At 72.4% G+C, this 18845-nt stretch carries 15 protein-coding genes and 1 pseudogene; 5 read left to right on the top strand and 11 right to left on the bottom strand.

The features are described 5' to 3' along the window. Window positions 1–80 precede the first annotated feature (80 nt). From ABD901_RS50430 to ABD901_RS50390, 9 genes are all read right to left on the bottom strand, one after another. A complete protein-coding gene (locus ABD901_RS50430; protein ID WP_345140674.1) occupies window positions 81–794 on the bottom strand; it encodes a hypothetical protein in 714 nt (237 codons plus the stop codon). 853 nt (window positions 795–1647) lie between these two features. Next, window positions 1648–2607, bottom strand: a complete 960-nt coding sequence (locus ABD901_RS50425; RefSeq protein WP_345140671.1) for a replication-relaxation family protein — start codon at window positions 2605–2607, stop codon at window positions 1648–1650. 232 nt (window positions 2608–2839) lie between these two features. Then, window positions 2840–5341, bottom strand: coding sequence for a type IV secretory system conjugative DNA transfer family protein (locus ABD901_RS50420; protein WP_380138325.1), 2502 nt, complete (start codon window positions 5339–5341; stop codon window positions 2840–2842). A gap of 61 nt (window positions 5342–5402) precedes the next feature. After that, entirely contained in the window at window positions 5403–7232 is a 1830-nt protein-coding gene (locus ABD901_RS50415) for a VirB4 family type IV secretion system protein (protein WP_345140665.1), read from the bottom strand. Further along, window positions 7229–8176: a PrgI family protein gene (locus ABD901_RS50410; RefSeq protein ID WP_345140663.1), complete on the bottom strand. Its 948-nt coding sequence runs from the start codon at window positions 8174–8176 to the stop codon at window positions 7229–7231. The genes ABD901_RS50415 and ABD901_RS50410 overlap by 4 nt, the downstream gene beginning before the upstream one ends. A gap of 248 nt (window positions 8177–8424) precedes the next feature. Continuing rightward, window positions 8425–9612 (bottom strand): conjugal transfer protein TrbL family protein, encoded by a 1188-nt coding sequence (locus tag ABD901_RS50405; protein WP_345140660.1) that lies wholly within the window; start codon window positions 9610–9612, stop codon window positions 8425–8427. A gap of 37 nt (window positions 9613–9649) precedes the next feature. Continuing rightward, entirely contained in the window at window positions 9650–10006 is a 357-nt protein-coding gene (locus tag ABD901_RS50400; RefSeq protein WP_345140656.1) for a pilin, read from the bottom strand. Window positions 10007–10533: 527 nt separating this feature from the next. Further along, window positions 10534–11103 (bottom strand): hypothetical protein, encoded by a 570-nt coding sequence (locus ABD901_RS50395; protein ID WP_345140652.1) that lies wholly within the window; start codon window positions 11101–11103, stop codon window positions 10534–10536. Then, window positions 11100–11993 (bottom strand): hypothetical protein, encoded by an 894-nt coding sequence (locus ABD901_RS50390; protein WP_345140649.1) that lies wholly within the window; start codon window positions 11991–11993, stop codon window positions 11100–11102. The genes ABD901_RS50395 and ABD901_RS50390 overlap by 4 nt, the downstream gene beginning before the upstream one ends. A 595-nt stretch (window positions 11994–12588) precedes the next feature. Here ABD901_RS50390 and ABD901_RS50385 point away from each other — a divergent pair. The 4 genes from ABD901_RS50385 to ABD901_RS50370 all read left to right on the top strand — a co-directional run bounded on the left by ABD901_RS50385 (window position 12589) and on the right by ABD901_RS50370 (window position 16288). Further along, complete coding sequence (locus ABD901_RS50385; protein WP_345140646.1) at window positions 12589–12927, top strand: hypothetical protein; 339 nt, start codon at window positions 12589–12591, stop codon at window positions 12925–12927. A 70-nt stretch (window positions 12928–12997) separates the two neighbouring features. After that, on the top strand, window positions 12998–13753 hold the full coding sequence (gene istB, locus ABD901_RS50380) for an IS21-like element helper ATPase IstB (protein WP_345140643.1): 756 nt from the start codon (window positions 12998–13000) through the stop codon (window positions 13751–13753). Next, window positions 13750–13965, top strand: a complete 216-nt coding sequence (locus ABD901_RS50375; protein WP_345140640.1) for a hypothetical protein — start codon at window positions 13750–13752, stop codon at window positions 13963–13965. Before istB ends, ABD901_RS50375 begins: the two co-directional genes overlap by 4 nt. 1447 nt (window positions 13966–15412) lie before the next feature. Further along, on the top strand, window positions 15413–16288 hold the full coding sequence (locus ABD901_RS50370; RefSeq protein ID WP_345140637.1) for a hypothetical protein: 876 nt from the start codon (window positions 15413–15415) through the stop codon (window positions 16286–16288). 43 nt (window positions 16289–16331) lie between these two features. Here the strand turns inward: ABD901_RS50370 and ABD901_RS50365 are convergent, their stop codons facing one another. Beyond that, a complete protein-coding gene (locus tag ABD901_RS50365; protein WP_345140634.1) occupies window positions 16332–17210 on the bottom strand; it encodes an alpha/beta fold hydrolase in 879 nt (292 codons plus the stop codon). A gap of 223 nt (window positions 17211–17433) precedes the next feature. Between ABD901_RS50365 and ABD901_RS50360 the strand changes: the two are divergent. Beyond that, a pseudogene (locus tag ABD901_RS50360) lies at window positions 17434–17565 on the top strand (FAD-dependent oxidoreductase); the annotation flags it as partial. A 592-nt stretch (window positions 17566–18157) separates the two neighbouring features. Here the strand turns inward: ABD901_RS50360 and ABD901_RS50355 are convergent. Then, the gene (locus ABD901_RS50355) at window positions 18158–18676 is read right to left on the bottom strand and encodes a transposase (protein WP_345140631.1); all 519 of its coding nucleotides are present in this window, start codon (window positions 18674–18676) and stop codon (window positions 18158–18160) included. Window positions 18677–18845 lie beyond the last annotated feature (169 nt).

Genomic DNA, 18845 nt, shown 5'->3' with positions numbered 1-18845 from the left:
CCTCGTGCAGGCCTCGCGCTGGGATCGGTGCGCGGCGGCGCGGGCCCGGCGTGGCGCGCGTCCGCGGATTGGGTGGGTCGTCAGGCTGGGCTGGCCACGGCGACGAGGTGGGCGTCGCGGGGCAGCCGGGCCAGGTGGGTGTTGGCCGTGGCGAGGTAGTCCAGGAGGTCGGCCAGGCGTTGGCTGCGGGTGGTCAGCCAGCCGCCGGCGTGCGGGGCGAGCCCGTCGCCGGGGACTGCGGCCAGCCAGGCCAGGTTGACGTAGGTGCCGTAGCCGGCTTGGAAGGCTTCCAGCGCCGAGGTCGGCAGCGGCCACGACTGGCCGGGGATGGCGTTGTGGGCCCCCATCGCCAGGACCCGCGGTTGCGACAGATAGTCGGCGTGGGCCTTGGCAAGGGGGTAGCGGTGCGGGTCGGCCGCGGACCGGTCGGCGAACGCCCACAGCGGTTGGGCCGGTCGGGTGCCGGCGACGACCTGCTGCCACAGCAGCCACTCGGCGGCGGCGCCGGCGGCGGCGCGGGTGCGCATGCTGTCGAGGTCGAGGAGGTTGATCGGGCCGCCGGAGGTCAGGCCGTTCCACCGGTCGACCAGTTTGCCGGTGCGGCGGGTGTGGGTGTGGAAGTGCGGCAGCACGCCGTTGGTGGCCAGACCCCGGGCCGCCAGGGTGGCGGTGGCCTGCGCCGCGAGGGCGGCGGGTGGGGTGCGTGCGGGTAGGCAGACAACGGCGGTGCCCACGGTGCGGGTGGGCAGATGCAGCCGTCTGGTGTCGGTGGACGTGGGACGCGAGACACGCATGACTGTTCCTCCTTGTCCTGGCGGGTATGTGGCGCGCGGGCACGCGGAACCGGAACCCCCGGTGTGTGGGGTCGGGCTGGGATGCGCGGTACGCGCCGGGATGACCCGTCCTCGGGTCGGTCTTCGGGTCGTGGCGACCCGGTCAACCGCGGGATGCGGTCGGATCGCGGCGCAATGCCGCAGGTGATTCAGGTTGGCCAGCGGGCCGACAGCGCTGCTGTTCAGTCGAGGGCCAAGGGCGGTGTTTGCCGGCCTGGGGCCGGTTGGTGGTGCGGTGGTGCGCGGGTGGGCGTGGGGCCCGGCGGGGGTGGTCGCGGCCGACCGGCCAACGTGGCGGGTGGGCGGGTGCGGTGTCCCTGCCGTGGCGAGCGTGCGCCCGGGTGGTGCGGTGGCGCTTGGGGGTTTCTTTGAAAAGAAGCACTCACCGTAGAGCGGCGACCCAACTGGTCCTGATCGTGTGGCCGGGGCCGGGCTCAGGGCGCTGAACTGGGCGGTTGGGTGCCTGCCGGGGTTCAGTTGGGTGCCGGCCGGCACCCGGCCAGTTGGGTCAATCGGCCCAGTTGGGTTGCCCGCGCCTGCGCCCGGCCTCCGGCGGTGCTCAGGCGCGGGCGGCTGCCGGGGGCCGCCGGGCCGGCGAGGCAAGCGTCCTGTGGCGGTGACGGCGCATGGCCCGCGCGGCGTCGAGGCGTCGGCAGTGCTTGAGCACTGGCGGCAGTCCGGGCTGGCAACGCAAAAACGCCCCCACGCCGGCGCCGGGTGCGGCGTCCGGCGTGGGGGCCGGTTGGGTCGGTTGGGTAGCGGTGGCGCGCCCAGTTGGGTACGGTTGCCCGTCATTCGCGCCGTACGGTGCGGCTCACGCTGGCGTGGGCGGCGCGTCGTCGCGCAGCAGGTACAGCGGGTCCTCGTCCGGCTCCGGCGGGCCCGGATGGAAGGGTCCCTCCGGGCCGGGCGGCCCAGGCAGCTCGGCCAGCCGCAGCCGGCGGCGGCCGTTGCCGACCACCGTCCACACCGGCCCGGCCGGCCCGCCGTGCGCTTCGGCGTGGTCCCGGGCCGCCGTGGCGATGAGGACCCCCAGGGTGCCGCCTGCCAGGCTGGCGAAGTGCCGGTGCAGGTTCGTCTCGATCGTCGCGCTCGGCAGCCAGAACAGCACCGGCCAGGCGGGGCCCTTGTCCTGCAGGGTGCGGTAGCCGGTCAGCTTCGCGGCCCGGGCCGGATGGGACTCGCTGCCCGTGTCGTGCTCGAGGAAGAACGCGACCTCGCGGTCATCGTCGGTCCACACGCCGTGCGCGTCCGGGCGGGTGTTGTGATCCACCTTGGCGTAGGTGCGCCCGGCCGACCACCAGCGGGTCAGCCGCGCCTGCGGGTGGTGGCGGCTGTAGGCGAGCAGGTCGATGAAGAACTGGTTGACGCCGTCGGCGTGCGCCAGGTGCCCGACGCGGGTGGCGGCGGACGGGTACCCGTCGCGTGCCTCGCGCAGTGCCCGGCTGCTGGGCGCCGGCCGACCGTGGTAGAGCGCCACGTACCGGGCGGACAGCCGGCCGGGCACCCAGTGCACCGGCAGCCGCCCGGTGACCGGGTGCACCGGCATGAACCAGTCGATGAACCCGAGCTGGCGCAGCACGTTGAGCCGGTTGCGGCAGGTGCGTGGTGAGGTGAACAGGACCGCAGCGATCTGGTCGGTGGTGAGAAACCGGTGCTGGTCGAGGAGGTGGGCCAGGACGTAGTCGCGGGGTTCGAAACGCCAGGACACGGCGAGGAGGTCGTCGGTGGTGGCGGACCGGCGGGGGGTAGTTGCCGGCCGGGTTCGGGTCACCCCCGATCGGGGGATATCCCCCGTAGGGATATTTCGGGGTTGGTGCTGGTCATTGGTCATGGGGTCCTACCTGGGTGGTTGGGTGCCGGTGGGCACGGTTGATCACGGCTGTGGCGGTGCAGGGTTCGCCCGGGGGTCCACCCGCCGGTCCGCCGGTCTTGCCGCCTGCCTCCTACGGCCGACGTCCAGCGGAACCGGCGCGCCCCGGACGGTGGCGTCCGGTCATGCCCGGTCATCGCCGAGGGCTGCGCGTCCGCGGCCGGCGGGCGAGTTGTTCCACGCCGGTCGGTTCGTCGTTGTCGGGGCGGGTGACGGCCTGCCGCAGGGCGGTGGTCTCGCCGAGGATCGGCAGCGGCGGCCGGGTCAGCATGGTGAACGCCGCGGTTTCCCGGTTGGCCACGACGAGACGGCTCGCGGTGGTGTACGCGTCGAGGTGGGACAGGTCGTGCTCGTCGAGCTCGGGCAGTGTGTGCCGGGCCAGCTGATGCGCGTCCTCGGGGCTGCAGTTGAAATACACCTTGTTGCGGGCGTTCGCCGACAGGGCCAGTTGGGTTTCGCGGGGCAGCTGGGTCAGGTTCTGATGCGCCAGGACCAAGGACAGGTGGTAGCCGCGGGCCTCGGCGAGCATGTCGCCCACCGAGCCGGCAAGATTCAGCACGTTGTGGGCTTCGTCGATGTAGACGGATGCGTCGCGGCGCTGGTCTTCTGGGATGCGGGCGCGGGCGGTGGCCGCCTGCCACACCGAGGCGAGGACGAAGCTGCCCATCAGCCGTGCGGTCTCCTCACCGATCTGACCTTTGGGCAGGCGGGCGATGAGGATACCGCCGTCAAGCACGCGACCCATGTCGAAGCTGGATGTCGCGACGCCGAGGGTGTCGCGGACGAACTCGCGCAACAGAAACGCCCGCAGCCTCGCGAGGACCGGGCCGATGACCTGCGCACGTAGCGGTGGCGGGGTGGCCTCGTACCACTCCCAGAAGCCCTTCAAGCCTTCGGGATCGTCGAGGTCGACGGTGAACGCGGCCCGGAACTGCTTGTCGTTGAGCAGCGGCGGCACCAGGGTCAGGGTGGCGTTGGCTTTGCGCATCAGCGTCAGGCATGCCACGCGCAGCACGTCGTCGATCCTCGGGCCCCAATGCCGCTGGAAGATCTTGGAGAAGATCGACACGATGTTGTCGACGACCAGGTCGTCGTCCAGCCCGGCCAGCGGGTTGAGTGTCGCGCCGCGTTCCTGGTCCGGGTCAATGAGCACGAGCCGGTCGGCGACCGAGGCGGGCAGCCGGTCCAGGATGTCGAGGGCGAGGTCGCCTTTGGGGTCGATGACGACGACGCCGCGGCGGGCTTTGACGTCGTCGATGACCATGTGGGTCATCTCCGTGGACTTGCCGGAGCCGGTGGCGCCGAGCATGTGGATGTGTTCCCGCGCGTCGGCCACACGCAGCGCCACCGAGTGCCCGCCGACCTCGGCCCGGCCGAGCACTTTCGTGCCCCGCCCGCCGGCGGGCACCGCGACCGGGGCGGGGACGGCCTTGGCGCGCGCCCGGTCCAGCCCGGCGACAGCGACGTCGATCGGCAGCGCGGCGAGGACGGCGAGCTCGTCGGCGGACAGCAGAAAGCCGCGGGTGAAGCGCCGCTGCGCCAGGGTCGCGGCCGGGTGGGCCAGCTTGCGCCGCCGCAGCCGGTTGCGGCCGGCGTAGATCCCGTACGCGGCTGCGATGGCGTGGGCGACGGTGCCCAGCCGGCGGCGGATCGCCGCCGCCTGCGCGTTGGTGTCAGGGTGGGTGTCGCGGCCGGGTTGGACGGCGACCGCGTAGCGGATGGCGACCTCCCACTGCGGGGCGAGGGTCTTGTCGAGGGCTGGGCGGGCGTCGCGGTCACGGATCGGGTCCGCAGGTACCGCCCGCCCGTACCCGCCGGTGCGTGGGCCGCGGGTCGACGTGGTGAGTTCGGTGAGCAGGTGCAGTCCGCCGCGCAGCCACGTGGCCGGGTCCAGGACGCCGCTGGGTGGCCGGCCGGTGCGCAGTGCGGCGGCGGACCGGCGGGCCTGCTGGACGCGTCGGGGTGCGGCGGGGCGGGCCAGGATCTGCACGCAGGCTCGTTCCCCGCCGGCAAGGCCCGCGCCGGCTGCGACGAGGGCCCGGGTGGGGTCGGTGTCGTGGTCGGTCTCGAGGGGGTACCAGGTCGGCAGCGCCGGCGCGAGGGCGCCGCCCACGTCGAGGACTCGGTTGTCGCTCGTGGGTACGGGGACCGGGTCGGTGGCGTCGGCGATGGTGGCCGACGCGCCGGGCCAGGCGCCGCGGACCGCGGCGGCGACCGGCCCGGCCGGGACGGTGCCTGGCAGCCACACGTGGATGGTCAGGGCCCGGCCGGCCCACCGGTACTCCATCGCCATGTGCGGCGAGCCGTACAGCAGACGCCGCCACCCGGAGCGGGCCAGCAGTCCGTACAGATTGGCCCACCAGGCGGTGGCGCCGGCCGGGTCGACCTCGGGCGGCGGGGTGATCAGCACTTGCTGCCCGTGGCGGGTGAGCCGCCGGTGCCGCAGGGTACGCACCCGCGCGGTGGTGATGGTGGCGGCCACGACGAGGACGGCGGCCACGACAGCCAGCCACGGCCGGTGCGCGGCCCACCCGGCGGCGCCCTGGATGAGGTCGAGGAGGTGGGAGTGCGGCGCGGCAGGGACCAAGGTGGGGTCCACCGGCCGCGACGGTGATGGTGCGGGTGTGGGAGGCATACACCACTCCAAGGGAGAGATCCAATGTGGACATACGTGGATCAGGTAGCGGCGGGAGCGGCTACAGGTCGGGGTCGTCGATCAGGTCGGCCAGCCCGGCGCACAGCTGGTGTTCGCGGGCGGAGGCGACGGTCTGGAACGCGACCCGGTGCGAGCCCGCCAGCAGCAGGGCCTCGCCGCGGCCGGCCGCGAGGAGCATGCGGGCCTCGCCGCCGGTCAACGCGAACGTCTCGGCGATCAGGTCGATTGCCTGCGGGGCTTGGCGCATCAGAATCTGGGTGGCGGCGTTGGCGATGACCGCCTGTCCCAGGTCGCTGCCGAGGAGGTCGGCGGCGTCCTGGGTGACGACCGCGACCCCGGCCCGGCGCTTGCGGGCCGCCTTTGCGAGGCGGTACAGGAACTTCGCGCCTTCACCGTCGCGCAGCAGGGTCCAGGCTTCGTCGACGACGACGAGGCGGCGGGAGCCGAGCCCGTCGGTGCGGCTCGAGGTGGGGACGTCGACGTCGCGCCAGATCGCGTCCAGGGCGAGGAGCATGCCGGGGGCGCGGAGTTCGTCGGCGAGCTGCCGGGTTGACCAGACGACGAGGTGGCCGCGCGGGTGGAAGGTTGTCGGGCCGTCGAACAGCGCTTTGAAGCTGCCCTCGGTCCACGGTGAGAGCCGGGCGGCGAGGGTCTGCGCTCCCGGGACATCGGCGGCCTGCAGGGTGGTGGCCAGGTCGCGCAGCAGTGGCGCCGGACGGGTCCAGGTATTCGGGTCGTTGCTGATCCCAGCCTGCGCGTAGGTTGCCGTGATGGCCTTGTCGAGGGCTGCCCGTTCCTGCGGTGGCGGCTGCTGGTTCAGCAGCACGGCGACGAGCGTGTGCAGGAACAGCGCCCGCCGGGTGAGCGCGTCCGGGCGGCGGTCTGCGGCTGGGATGTCGAGCGGGTTGACGCGGATGCCCGGGGCGCCGAGCTGGATGGCGGTCCCGCCCACGGCGTCGCACAGCCGCAGGTACTCGTCCTCCGGGTCGATGATGGCGACCTGGACGCCGTCGTAGAGCGAGCGCAGGGTCTCCAGTTTCACCAGGTAGGACTTGCCCGCACCGGAGCGGGCGAGGACGACCGAGTTGTGGTTGTCGCAGGACCAGCGGTCCCACCACACGACGCCGTTGGAGGCGCTGTTGAGCCCGTACAGCACTCCTCCGGAGGGGGTCTGCTCCCCCGGCAGCGGGGCGGGCAGGTCCGCGCTGGCCAGGGGGAAGGCCGCGGCGAGGGCGTCGGTGTCGAACACCCGCCGCATCCGCAGCGAGTCCACGCCGAGCGGCAGGGTGCTGGTCCAGCCTTGCAGCTGCCGCCAGGTCGCCGGCTGCGTGTCCAGCAACACCGAGGCAGCGGCGGCGCGGACTTCAGCGACCGCCTCCACCAGGTCTGCTTCGGTGGGGGCGTGGACGCACAGGTAGTGCCCGACCCGGAACAGCCGGGCGGCGCCGCGCGCGAGGCGGTCGGCGAGGTCGGCGGCGTCCTCGGCGGCAGCGTCGGTGACCGGGTCACCCAGCCTGCCGTTGTCGAAGTCGAGGCGCCGGTTGGACTCCAGCCGGGCCCGCTGCCGCCGCAACCGCGTCGCAGCGGTGGCGGCCGGGATGGGTTCGATGTGCTGGACCACGTCGATCCGGCCCGGCCAGGCCAGGAGGGCGTCCAGCCAGGCCAGGCCGACCTCGGGCGGATACCCGGTGATGATCAGGACGGCGGTGTAGCCGTCGCCGACCCGCAGCCACCGTGGGGTGGACTCCAACGCGGCCGGGCCGATGGTCGCGGCCAGGACGGCGGCGTCGTCGCCGGGCAACGAAGCACGGCGCCCCCTTCCGGGGGCGCCGTTCGAGGTGGCGGATCTGATGTGTTGTTGGCGTTTCATGCGCGGAGCTCCTCGTCGAGGCCGGGGGCGGTGACGGCGGTGTGGGCGGGTGTGCGCGGCCAGGACGCGTCGGTGTCCTGGTAGGGGTCGACCGCGGCGGTCAGCACCGCCGTGGCGGTGCCGCCGTCCAGGACCCGGGTCTGGGCGCCGAGGGTGGCCAGGGTGGCGGCGGTGTGCTCGGCGCGGCGCATCGCCTCGGTGGCGGCGCCACGCTCACCGGTGGCGGTGTGCGCGATGGTGACGGTGCGCCACAGCGGGTCCCGCCGGGCGGCCACGTCGAGCAGGAAGTCGCTGTAGTCCAGTGCGGCGTCGGCCAACGCGGGGTGGGGTAGCGTCTCGGCGGCGTCGGCGACCCGCACCGCGTGGCTGGTCAGGTCGACGCGTTGGGCGGAGACCACCACCTGCACCGGCCCGGTCAGGGCGTTGAGCCAGCGGGCATAGGAGGCGACCAGCGCGGCCTGCTCGGCTCCGGTGCGCAGGCCCACGTTGACGGTGGTCGCGGCGACCAGCACGGCCGCTGTGCCGTCGCCGAGGTCGATGACCCCGTCGTCGCGGATGCCGTGCGCAGGCAGCCGCAGCACCGCCGGCGGAGCCTCGTCCGGCGCCACGGCCGGTGCCCATGCCGGGACCTGGGCCGCGCCTTCGGGGGCCGGCGCGGCTCGGCGGGGCGTGCGCCGGTTGAGGATGGCGGCCCACAGCCACGCATCGAGGGGCAGGCCGTCGCGGCGGCCCAACGCGACCGCGACCGCGACACCGGCGAGGGGGATGAGCATGATCGCCACCGCGGGCGGGGGCAGGAAGCGGCCGACGGTGCGCAGGATCAGGTAGCCCAGCGCCGCGGCGGCGCCGATGATGGCGACCTGCCGGGCGGTCAGACCCCAGACGATCCGATCGGGTGCCTCGATGTCAGCCGGGATTCGGGCATGGACTTCATCAGTGTCCATAGTGGACTCCTAGTGGTAGAGGATGTGGTTGGCGCCGCTCGTGGCGGCTGGCTCGCCCCGGTGGACACCGGCGTCCGGCCGGTGCCCACCGGGGTTGCGGCCGGCGGTGAGATGCGGGTTGGGCGGTGCCACTGGCTACGGACCCGGCGGTAGGGCACCGGCCGGACCGGCTGACGCACCGGCTGCGTCTGCAGCATCGCCGTGGCCGGGTTGCCCTGGCCGGGATCACCGGCCGCGGCCGCACGGGATCACCGGCCGCGGGCCCACCGGGGGCGGGGGCGCATCGACGCCGGAGGCGACTTCCTGCGTGGTGTCGGGCCCGCCCGGCCGGTCGGCCACGCCGCACCCACGCGGCCCGGCGCCGCGCCCGCCGACGGTGGCAACGAACGGCTACCAGCGCCGCCGCTACTAGCGCCGCCGCCGGACGGTGCCCCGCCACCGCCGAGGGTGAAGGGCATCCGCGTCCGGCCGCCGCCGCCACCGCGGGGCCCGCCGCCACCGCGGGGCCTGCCACGGCCGAAGCCACCGCCGGGTCGGCCGCCACCCCCGGCGCCGGCTGCGGCCCGTCCGCCGCCGGTGCGGCGCAGCGGCAGCCGCAGCACACTGGTCAGCTGCTGGATCAGCACCATCCGCAAGATCATCCCGGCCGCGTTCCGGCCGCTGCCCCCGGTCACGAACCGGCGCATCAGGCCGGGGATCTTGACGACGGCCCACAGCAGACACATGACGATGAACAGGTTGGTGGTGCCCGTCGGGTCGCGCGGCAGGCCCACCTGCGGCGCGTTGGCGTCCGGGTTGAGGAACACCGACAACGCGGTGTGCAGCGCGAGGGCCTGCAGCACGACCGTGGCGACGGTGGCCAGGATCGAGCGCCACCACAGCTTCGCGGCGCCGTCGGTGAACGGGGTGGCGTGGCAGGCCAGAGCGATTGGGCTGACGCCGACCAGGACGATCAGCACGCCCAGGCGCACGATCCAGGTGATCAGCAGCATCCCGGTCAGCACCGCGATGATCAGGCCGATGATGACGGCGAGGAACGCGCTGGACGGGTTGTTCAGCGAGTCGAAGATGACCTGCTGCAGCCGGGCCAGCGAGCCCTGGGAGGTCACGCCGTCGCCCGTGAGCGCCACGGTCAGCGCGTTGGCACCCTGCACGAGGTTCCGGCAGATCGGGATGGCGAAGTTCGCCGCGATCCAGCCGACCACCAGCCGGGGCAGCAGTTCCCCGACGCCGTAGCGGGACTGCACGGTGCCGTGAGTCATCACCACGATCCCGGCGGTGATGATCGCCAGGATGAAGCAGGCGTTGACGACCATCATCGACTTGGCGGTGATGGCGGTGACCTGCGGCAGCGTGCTGACGTCCGGCGTGGTGAACGCAGTGCTGGCCAGCAGCCCCCACAACGTCTTGAGGATCGCCTGGACCGCCTCGGCCATCCAGGCGATCCCTCCGTTGATCCACCAGGCGGCCATGTCAGCCGCCCAGGATCTTCTGCAGCACGGCCAGGATGATCGGAGCCAGCACAGCCAGCGCGTAGCCGATCCCCGCGCTCTTGAGTGCGCCCTTGGCCCGCTCGACCTGGGCGGGGTCGCCACCCGCCATCAGATACTGCGCGCCGCCGATGGTCAGGAACAGGGTGGCGACCGCGGCGATGATGCCGGTGATCCAGGAGGTCAGGTTGCCGATCACCGTGGGCAGGTCGTAGACCGCAAGGGGGATGCTGTCGGCGGCCCACGCGGGGGTGGCCGCGACCGCGAGCGCCGGGATGGTGGCCGCGGCGATGGTCGCGGCGCGCCGGATGGTGTTGCGGGCGTTGGGTTTGCCGAACATGGGTGCCTCACACCTCCCGCCCCAGCTGTCTGGGGCGTTCACGACGAGCGGATGGGAGGCGTCACCGCAGCAGCGGCAGGGGACGGACCGTGGGAGCCTCGCTCCTGCACGGGCGTGACCGGAACCGGTAGTGAACACGACCGTCCCGGCCGGCCAGCCCCGCGCGCGCCCTGTGGTGGCGCCGGAAACCGCCGGACCCGGTCGAAGCTGATCGAGGGTCGGTGGCGATTCCTTGCCACCAAGGGCTGCGATTGGGTACCCAACGCAGCACCCGCCCCGGCGGGGACACCCAACCGGCACCCAACCGGCCCAACCGAACCTTCACCAGCCGGTGCGCGGCGCCCGCTCAGCGCCGACCAACAGTGATGCCGGGGTGCTGCCGATGCGCGGCAGGCCGTGGCGGTGGCACCATCGGCCGGTCCGCGTGCCCAGCCCGGGGCCGGAACCACCAACGGGGCGACGACTCGTGGAGGAGTCATCGCCCCGCGGCACGTGCGCGACCGCAGCAACGGCGCCGGTGGTCGGCGTCAGCCGGTGCCGCCAGTCAGGGTGCGGTACACGTCGGCGATCATCTCGTCCCAGTCGACGCTGAGCTCGCGCACGCCGTGGAACCGGAAGCTGTACTGGTTGGCGTCGAGGAACGCCCACGCCGCCAGGTCCGGATGCGCGCGGCACACGACCAGACTCCAGCACGGGCCGTGCAGCACCACCACGACCGGGCGGCCCCGCCGGTCCCGGCCGATCCGCACGGCACCCGGCGGCGGTGCGGCGGCCAACACGCGGGCCTGCCGGATGAGGTCGTCCACCACCTGCCGGTCGGGGAGGTAGAGCAGGTAGTCGTGCGGGTCGTCGAGGTTGATCCAGAAGCCCTGGTCGAGGGCGTGCCCGGGCACGCAGGCAGCGCGGGACCGGTCGGTCAGCGCGGCGGCCAGCTCGTTGGCGCCGCGTTGGCGACCCCGCTGCCGACGCAGGTAGCTGGGCAAGGTGACCGCGGCCGCCCGCACGACGACGACCGGGAACGGCCCTGGCTGCCCGGACCGCGACGCCCCGCCACCGGGCGTGGCCGGGACAGCCGGCTCGGCGGACGTCGAGGTCATGACCCACCCCCGTGCACCGGCTCGGCGACGACCGGAGCACTGCCGTCGCGCGCGTGGTCCACGGGCAGGCCGTCGAAGGCGTGCGGGTCCGGACTGCCCTGCATCAACGGCACCAGCGGCACCCAGTCAAGCTCCCCGGCCCGGATCGCGGCGGCCAGGCGGCGTTCGGCCTTGCGCCGCCACGCCGCGGCCAGGGCGACGCTGATGCCGAGTTTGTCCGCCACTGTGGCGAGGGCGACCTGATCCAGGCGAGTGGCGGCGATCAGCAGGTACTCGTCCGGGTCGATGACCGCCTGGGCCACCGCCCGGGTCAGCACCCAGTCCGGGTGGTCCCACGGCTGTTGCGGGGGCATCGACCAGATGCTCCGCACCCGGATCGCGTCGGACGCCGCTTCCCGTTCCCGGGCGGCCTTGACCGCCCGGGCGCCGGCGTCGAGAAGCTTCCCGACGATGCGGGTGTCGCGCAGGTCGATGCTGCGCAACCGGTCCACGAACCCGGTCAGCAGCTCGCTGTCGCGGTCGCTGGAGTCCCCGGGCCAGCCCCTGCCGAGCCTACCGGCCGTGCGGCGCAGCCCGGGCATGGCGATGCCGACCGCGGCGATCACCCATGCCGGGCCGTCGCGGCGGGCTCGCACGACCAGTTCCCGCCACACCGCGTCGCGTACCGAGCGGGGGGTCGCATCGTCGATGAGCAGCTTCTTCAACGCATCCAGCGGCAGGATTCTGTCGGGTAGACCCGTGAAGCCCCGCCCGTCGAAGGCGAGCGGCGCGGGCGGGCAGACCAGCAGGTCGAACGCGCGCTGCGCGGCGTCGAGAGGCGTGTTCGGCCAGGACCGGCGCTGCGGCCGACGGCTCGGACGAGACCGCGGCCGGGACGTGTGCGTGGGCATTCGGATGCTCCCGTGTCAGGCGAGACGCCCGCCCCGGCCGGGCAACGGCCGTGTCGGGCGCGGGACGCCGTCCATGGGCGCACGTCAACCCAACGCGTTGGCCAACCGGCGAACACCCAACCGGATCATGACGATGCGGGCCTCTCCGGCCACCAGTTGGGCGGTTGGGCCCAGCTCAGCGCCTGGTTTCCCAAGCCGATCGCCGCCGCCCGGTTGGCACTCGGACCAGCGCCCGCCCCGAGTGCTCAGTGTTTGACGTTCACGCAGCCCAGCGGGGGCATGTTGGGTCCGTTGGGCAGCCCCAACACAACTGGGTCAACCCCGCGCGGCGGACGCCGCTCGTGATGCCTCCAGCGACGGGGCAGCAGGGACATCGGCACCGCCGCATCGTCATCGTCACGATCGGCAACAGTCCTCGGCGACGCTCAGCCTCGCCTCGGGTCCGCGCCTCGGACATCGGGCCACGGACGTCGCGGACTACCCACCGGAGAAGATCGCCTTCCACCTGCGCACCCCGCAGTGGTGCCGTGAACGGGCTGAGCAGACAGGGCCCGCGACCGCTGCGGTCATCGCCGAACTCCTCGACGGGTCGGCGTTGCACCGGCTGCGCTCGGCGCAGGCGATCCTCGCCCTGGCGGGCAAGTACTCCGACGCCCGCCTCGAGGCGGCCTGCCGCAAGGCATCCACGGCCGGTGACCCGTCCTACCGCACCATCCGCAACATCCTGGCCGCCGGCCTCGAGGACATCGATGCCGACCGGCCCACCGGCGACGCCGGCGCGCCCGCGTTCCTGCACGGCCCCGCCGGCCTGTTCGCCGACGTCATCCCGTTCCCCACGGCCGCGGCCGCCGCGACGACGGCCGACACGACGAGCGCGACGGCATCCGACCGTCGTCACCACGCCGGTGACGACGAGCGTGACGCCGCATCATGACCCGCACCCCGCCCGCTCCGACGGACACCGAGACGACGAACGCCGAACCGATGAAGGCCGAGACGACACGATGACAATCCTGCGCCCCGCGCTCGCCGACAGCCTCCGCGCTCTGAAACTGTCCGGGATGCTCGAGACCCTCGACGCCCGTCTCGCCCAGGCACAAGGCGGCGACCTCGGCTATCTGGAGTTCCTGCAGATCCTCTGCGACGACGAGATCACCCGCCGCGAACAGACCGCCATGGGCCGCCGGCTGCGCCGCGCCCGTTTCGACACGGAGACCACCCTCGAAGGCTTCGACTTCGCCGCCAACACGAAACTCCCCGCCGCCCAGATCCGCGACCTCGCCGCGCTGCGCTGGCTGCAAGCCGGAGAATCGATCATCCTCTACGGCGCTGTCGGCGTCGGCAAAACCCACGTCGCCCAGGCCATGGGACACCTCGCCATCCGCGCCGGCGCCGAGGTCCGTTTCCACAAAACCAGCCGCATCCTCGCCGACCTCGCCGGCGGCCACGCCGACCGCACCTTCGACAAACGCCTCGCCGCACACGTCAAAGCCGACCTGCTCATCCTCGACGACTTCGCCATGCGCGAGTTCACCCCCGGCCAAGCCGACGACCTCTACGAACTGATCTCCCAACGCATCGCCGAAGGCCGCTCCAACGCGATCACCGCCAACCGGGCGCCCCAGGACTGGTATCCGCTGTTCCCGAACCCCGTCGTCGCCGAATCACTGCTCGACCGGCTCATCAACACCAGCCACCAGGTCTTCATGAACGGACCCTCCTACCGGCCGAACAAGCGACCCAAAGCACCGACCAAATGACCGACCCGGCAACGCGCCCCGACATCCCCACCCGCGCCAACCGAGAGACACGCAACGCCGCACTGCGCGCCACCAGCGCCGAAACCGGCTTCTGGGACGACAACGGCCGCCCCGCACCCTGGCCCGACGACATCGACGAATGGCAACCCTTCACCGCCAACCCACAGCGCCACACCCCGAAACATGACCAGGAGACCGGACCAATACCGTGAGCCGACCCCGGGTCAATTCGGTGAGCGTCCACACCCATCAGCCAAGCCGTCAACGTCACCGGCACACGCCACGCCCGCTACCGAGGCCTGCACAAAACCCACCTGCAAACGTCTTCAGCGCTGTCGCGATCAACCTGATACGGCTGAGCGCCTACTGGAACGACAACCCCTCGAACGGACCCGCACCAGCCACCTCGCCCGACTCGCCCAAGCCGCATGAACCCAACAATTGGCCAGCAGGATCCACTTACTCGCGAACGAAATCACGCCGGGCAGCAAGAGCCAGCGGCACTGCATCCCGGCGCGACGGCGCGGCCACCGGTCACCGCGGTACAGCGTGAGGTGCAGCGCCCGGTCACCGGGTAATCCGGGGCCCGTACCGGCGCAGCGGGCTGGCGCAACCGGACAGTACCGGTGGTGCCCGCTCACCGGTGCCCGGTGGCCCAGCAACCGGTGCGGTACGGCGGGCACCACCGGGCCCGGTGGCACCGGTACCCGGCCCGCAGCGGTCACCGATCCGGCCGGCGCGTACCGGTCCCCGGCCGACCGCGCCGCAAACCCCCACGCGCGCGGCCCGACCGGCAGCAGCAACGGCCGCTGGGCCGCGACAAGCAGTGACCGACGCCGGGCAGCACGTCGATGCCGAGAGCGGACCCACCGGCGCGGGGCGCAACGTCTGCCCTTTTCAATGCGGGGCACGGATCCCCATGGCAGCGCCGTGACCGACCCGCTCGCTGCGGCGGGTCAGGTGGCAGCCCACCGGGCCAGCGGCAGGTGCTGGACCAGTTGCCGGTTACTGAAGTGGTCCCCTCCTGCTGGGGCGGCCTCCATCGGGCCGCCCGTTCAATCGCCAACCGGTTCAGTACCGGCTGACGCGAACGGGCCGACGCCCGGCACCGGTACGGGCGGCATGCCCGGTCACCGGGCGGCACCCGGTACCGGGCACCGTACCGGGTGGTGATCGCTCGCACCGGTCCGGGCGCTGTGACCGGCGACCGGGCACGCGACCGGTACCGGTCCGGGCGCTGGCATCGGAGATCGACGCCACCGGCGCGCCGTACCGGCACCGGCCCGCACCGCCCGGTACCGGGTCTGCGTTCGCACCGCTCCTCATGTGCCCGCCCCGATACCACGCTGCGCTCAAGACGCCCGTCACGGAGCCGGCTGCCGGGCAGGGTCGACGTCCGCCGCGTGCAAGGCGGCCCGCGCCGTTGACCCAGTCCCTGACGGGTCACGTCACCACGAGCACGGCGACCCAACTGGACCGACGCCAGTTGGGGAGGTCTGCGGCGCGCCGGATGGTTGGGTCCGTGGTGTCCGGCCGCCAGCCTGGTTGGGTGGTACAACCCAACGCAGTTGGGCACCCCGAAGCGCCAGTTGGGTACCGGTTGGGCGGGCTTGCCGGCCGAGGGCTGCGGGCAGGGGTCCAGTTGGGCCATGGGTGGGCGTGAACACGAGCCGCCCGGCGCGGGAACCGCACCCGCCCATCACCGACGTCCACGACCACGCCGACCACGACCCCGAAGGTCCTGCCCCCAACACTCCGCCCCGCCCCGCCACGCCGCCCAACCCTGACCCGCACGACGCTGACCCGCACGACGCTGACCCGCACGACGCTGACCCGCACGACCCGGGCGGTGCAGATGACCCCCTCGCCTTGTCCGAACTGATCGCGAGCGCGGACATCGACGTCGTCCCCGGCGACCCGCCGGTGCCGATCACAGTGTGGCGCGTCGCGGACGTCGACGCGGGCTGGGGCCACCACGCCGACGCGCTGAGCCCGCGGCTGGCCGCCCTGCTCGTCGGCGTCCGCACCCGTCCCGGTGACACGATCGTGTCGATCGGCGACGACCCGGCGCTGGCCGGCGCCGCCGGCGCCGGCGGACGCATCTATCGCAGCGTGCCGCACCCGGACCAGCTCGCCGACCTCGACCACGCCGCCGGCACCGTCGCGTTGATCGTGCTGCCCTGGCCCCCCGCCAACCGGCCGAACGGGATGCACCGCGACGGCCTGATCACCATGTTGAGTGCCTGCCGGCGGCTCATGAGCCCGGGCGGCTGCACCATCATCGCCCTGGCCGGGCTGCCACCGCAGCAGACCTTCGTCCAGCACAGCAGCACGCTGATCCCAGCGGCGCAGCAAGCCGGCCTGGACTGGCTGCAGCACATCATCGCGATCACCGCCCCGATCGTCGGGCAGCACATCACCTGGCAGGCCCAGCCGACCGATCCGGCGATGCTGCGCGCCGCCGCCCACCTCACGGTCCACCTGGACCTGTTCGTGTTCGTGATGCGCGAGTCCTCCGCGAGTTCGGACAACTGACGGGTTCTCGGCGGGAACCTAAGGGTTCGTCAGCACCGTCACGCTATCGCGGATCCGGGAGTTCCCGGTGAACCCGATCAGGCGTGGCGCCGTCGTCCGCCGTCAGGAAGCCCACTACTGCCTGGCGGAAGCCGTCGGGGTCCTCGACCCAGGGCAGGTGGCCAGCTCCGGCGAGGGTGGCCCGTTGCACGTTGGGCAGCGCCTGTTCCAGCGAGTCGACCGCCCAGCGGGGACGGATGTCCTCAGTGCCGTCGACGATGAGTACGGGAACGTCGAGGCTCTGACACCGCGTCACGAAGTCGTTCGTGCTGAGCTTCTGATTGACCTCAGTGGTGATGGCCCGGTTGCAGTCGTAGTTGATGCCCAGCCATGGCGTGGCCATGCGTTGGGCGTACCGCAGCGCGGTGCTGTGGTCGGCGAAGTCGGCCGACCATTGCAGTACCGCCCATTCGCGGTCCTCCGCCGGTGTGCGGGCGCGGTTGCTGAGTGCCTCCCACAGCTCCAGGTGATTCCCGAGCCTCAGCCGCAGATTTCGCTTGTAGTCCGGGTGCCAGCCGCGTTCGGGATCGATGCCGGTTCCGGAGACGTAGACCAGGCGGCTGACCCGATCAGGGTGTTCGATCGCGTACTGCAACGCAAGGTGCGCACCCCACGAGTGGCCCAGCATGGCCATTCGCGGCCCGGCCGCCCGGTCTCGCACCGCGTCGAGGTCCGCGACGAAGCGGCCGACGGTATACGGCCCATGCCGTTGCGATCGCCCGCAGCCGCGTTGGTCCCATCGGATGGTGCGGGCGGCGGCGGCGAGCAGGCCGGCCACGTCGTCGAGATAGTCCCACAGACCTGGGCCGCCGTGGCAGAGCACCAGCGCAGGTCCGTGCCCGATCTGGTCCGTCCACAGCCGGCAGCCGTCATCGCTGGACACAGCCGGATTCAGGGCCGGCAGTATGGTGACTGGTCCGACCGCGGCCTACCGAGTTGGCTGGGCTGGTCCCCCGGCGGGTGGCTGCTGGGCGTGTCCGTGGGGGGTTGGGTCGGTGGGCTGCTCGACCGGCGACCGCGTGCCCGGACGGCGCTCTTCCGGGGGCAGGTCAGCGTGAACCTGGCGCAGGAACGGTGCGCGCCGGGCGGATCGCGGCGGTCACGCCGTGAGCCTGGTCCGCAACCTGATCATCGTCGGCTCCGGGCCTGCCGGATACACCGCGGCCCTGTACGCCGCGCGGGCCAACCTCAGCCCGCTGCTCATCGAGGGCGTCCAGTCCGGCGGCGCGCTGATGACCCATGTGGCCCTGACCGTCGGCCTGGTCCTGCTCTTCGTCGACCTCGGCAAGCGCGTGCCCGCCCCGACCGGCGAAGCAAGCCAGCCCGCCACGGTGGGCCGGGAACGAGCGCGCGTGTCGGATGACGGTACGCCGGGCGGGACCGATCCGCTCAACGCGAGAACCGGCTGATCCGCAGCGCCAGCCGCTCGCGACGATGCTCGTGGGAAGCTGCTTGCCGAGGGCGAGGGTCACGAGCCAATGCAGGCCGCTCCACAACGCCTCGGCGAGTGCTCGGCCGGACCTGGCCGAGCACCGCGAATCGCAGCGCCCTCGTCCACCGTCACGCGCCGAATCACGACACGCAGCCAGGCGCGCTGATCTGGTAGCCGCAGTTCGCGCGTCGCGCGATGGCATCGGGCAGGGTTAGCACAGGATCTTCGGACCGCTCCCTCGCACGACGAGGCAGCAACAACGGCCGGGTGCAATTAAAGATCTTTCGGGATTTGAGTGATGGCATTAGAGGCGTCGGCCGGTATGGGCCAGAAAGTTGAAGCAGAGGTCGTAGTTACTGCCGATGCGGTGCAGTCCGGTGTGTGCGGCGGTGTCGGCTTCATCGATGTGTTCGGGGCAGAGGTTGGCCAGTTCGGTGGCTTTGAGGTTGCCCCAGAGCAGTTCGATGGGGTTGAGGTCGTGGGCGTAGCCGGGCAGCTGCTTCTACCACCAGCCAGTGTTGTTGGGTGGCCAGCCACTGCTGCATGTCCTTGGATCGGTGCGCCGACAGCCCGTCCCAGATCAGGGTGACCGGTCCGCGCAGGTGCCGGCGCAGTTCGGTGAGGAACGCGATGAGGCTTTCGGTGTTGTAGCTGCCGGGTTTGGTCTGGAATACCAGCTTGGCCCGGCTGCGGTCGGGCCGGTACGCGAGGACGCCGGCCATGGACATGCGGGTCCAGGAGAATCGGTGCCGCAGTACCGGTGTCTGGCCGCGCGGTGCCCAGGTGCCCCTCACCGCCGGCAGGAGCGAGAATCCGCTTTCGTCGGCGAAGCAGACCCAGGCGCCGCGTCGTCGAGCCCCTTTTTGGGGCTCTCCTGACGCTTCCGTGGGTGGTGCGGCGCGTCGTGGATAGCGCACGCCGTTGTCCTGCCTAGGTTCTGGCTTGTCGAAGGTCAGAACTGTGTGGGCGGGAGAACGGCGTGCGTAGGGCAAGGTTATGGGCTCGGCTGGTGGGAGTCGAGAAGGCGGTCGTTGAGCGTGTCGTCTTCGACGAAGGCATGGGTGTTGTGGTGGTGTCGGTGCGGCC

This window comes from Dactylosporangium darangshiense, assembly GCF_039537565.1.
Lineage (GTDB): Bacteria > Actinomycetota > Actinomycetes > Mycobacteriales > Micromonosporaceae > Dactylosporangium > Dactylosporangium darangshiense.
The sequence above is the reverse complement of the archived record's forward strand: the minus strand, read 5'-3'. Positions and strand labels throughout refer to the sequence as shown.

Bases quoted from the DNA above. Each gene is read 5' to 3' on its own strand.
- ABD901_RS50430 (WP_345140674.1), bottom strand. From the start codon at position 794: ATGCGTGTCTCGCGTCCCACGTCCACCGACACCAGACGGCTGCATCTG.
- ABD901_RS50420 (WP_380138325.1), bottom strand. From the start codon at position 5,341: ATGCCTCCCACACCCGCACCATCACCGTCGCGGCCGGTGGACCCCACC.
- ABD901_RS50415 (WP_345140665.1), bottom strand. From the start codon at position 7,232: ATGAAACGCCAACAACACATCAGATCCGCCACCTCGAACGGCGCCCCC.
- ABD901_RS50410 (WP_345140663.1), bottom strand. From the start codon at position 8,176: ATGGACACTGATGAAGTCCATGCCCGAATCCCGGCTGACATCGAGGCA.
- ABD901_RS50405 (WP_345140660.1), bottom strand. From the start codon at position 9,612: ATGGCCGAGGCGGTCCAGGCGATCCTCAAGACGTTGTGGGGGCTGCTG.
- ABD901_RS50400 (WP_345140656.1), bottom strand. From the start codon at position 10,006: ATGTTCGGCAAACCCAACGCCCGCAACACCATCCGGCGCGCCGCGACC.
- ABD901_RS50395 (WP_345140652.1), bottom strand. From the start codon at position 11,103: ATGACCTCGACGTCCGCCGAGCCGGCTGTCCCGGCCACGCCCGGTGGC.
- ABD901_RS50390 (WP_345140649.1), bottom strand. From the start codon at position 11,993: ATGCCCACGCACACGTCCCGGCCGCGGTCTCGTCCGAGCCGTCGGCCG.
- istB (WP_345140643.1), top strand. From the start codon at position 12,998: ATGACAATCCTGCGCCCCGCGCTCGCCGACAGCCTCCGCGCTCTGAAA.
- ABD901_RS50375 (WP_345140640.1), top strand. From the start codon at position 13,750: ATGACCGACCCGGCAACGCGCCCCGACATCCCCACCCGCGCCAACCGA.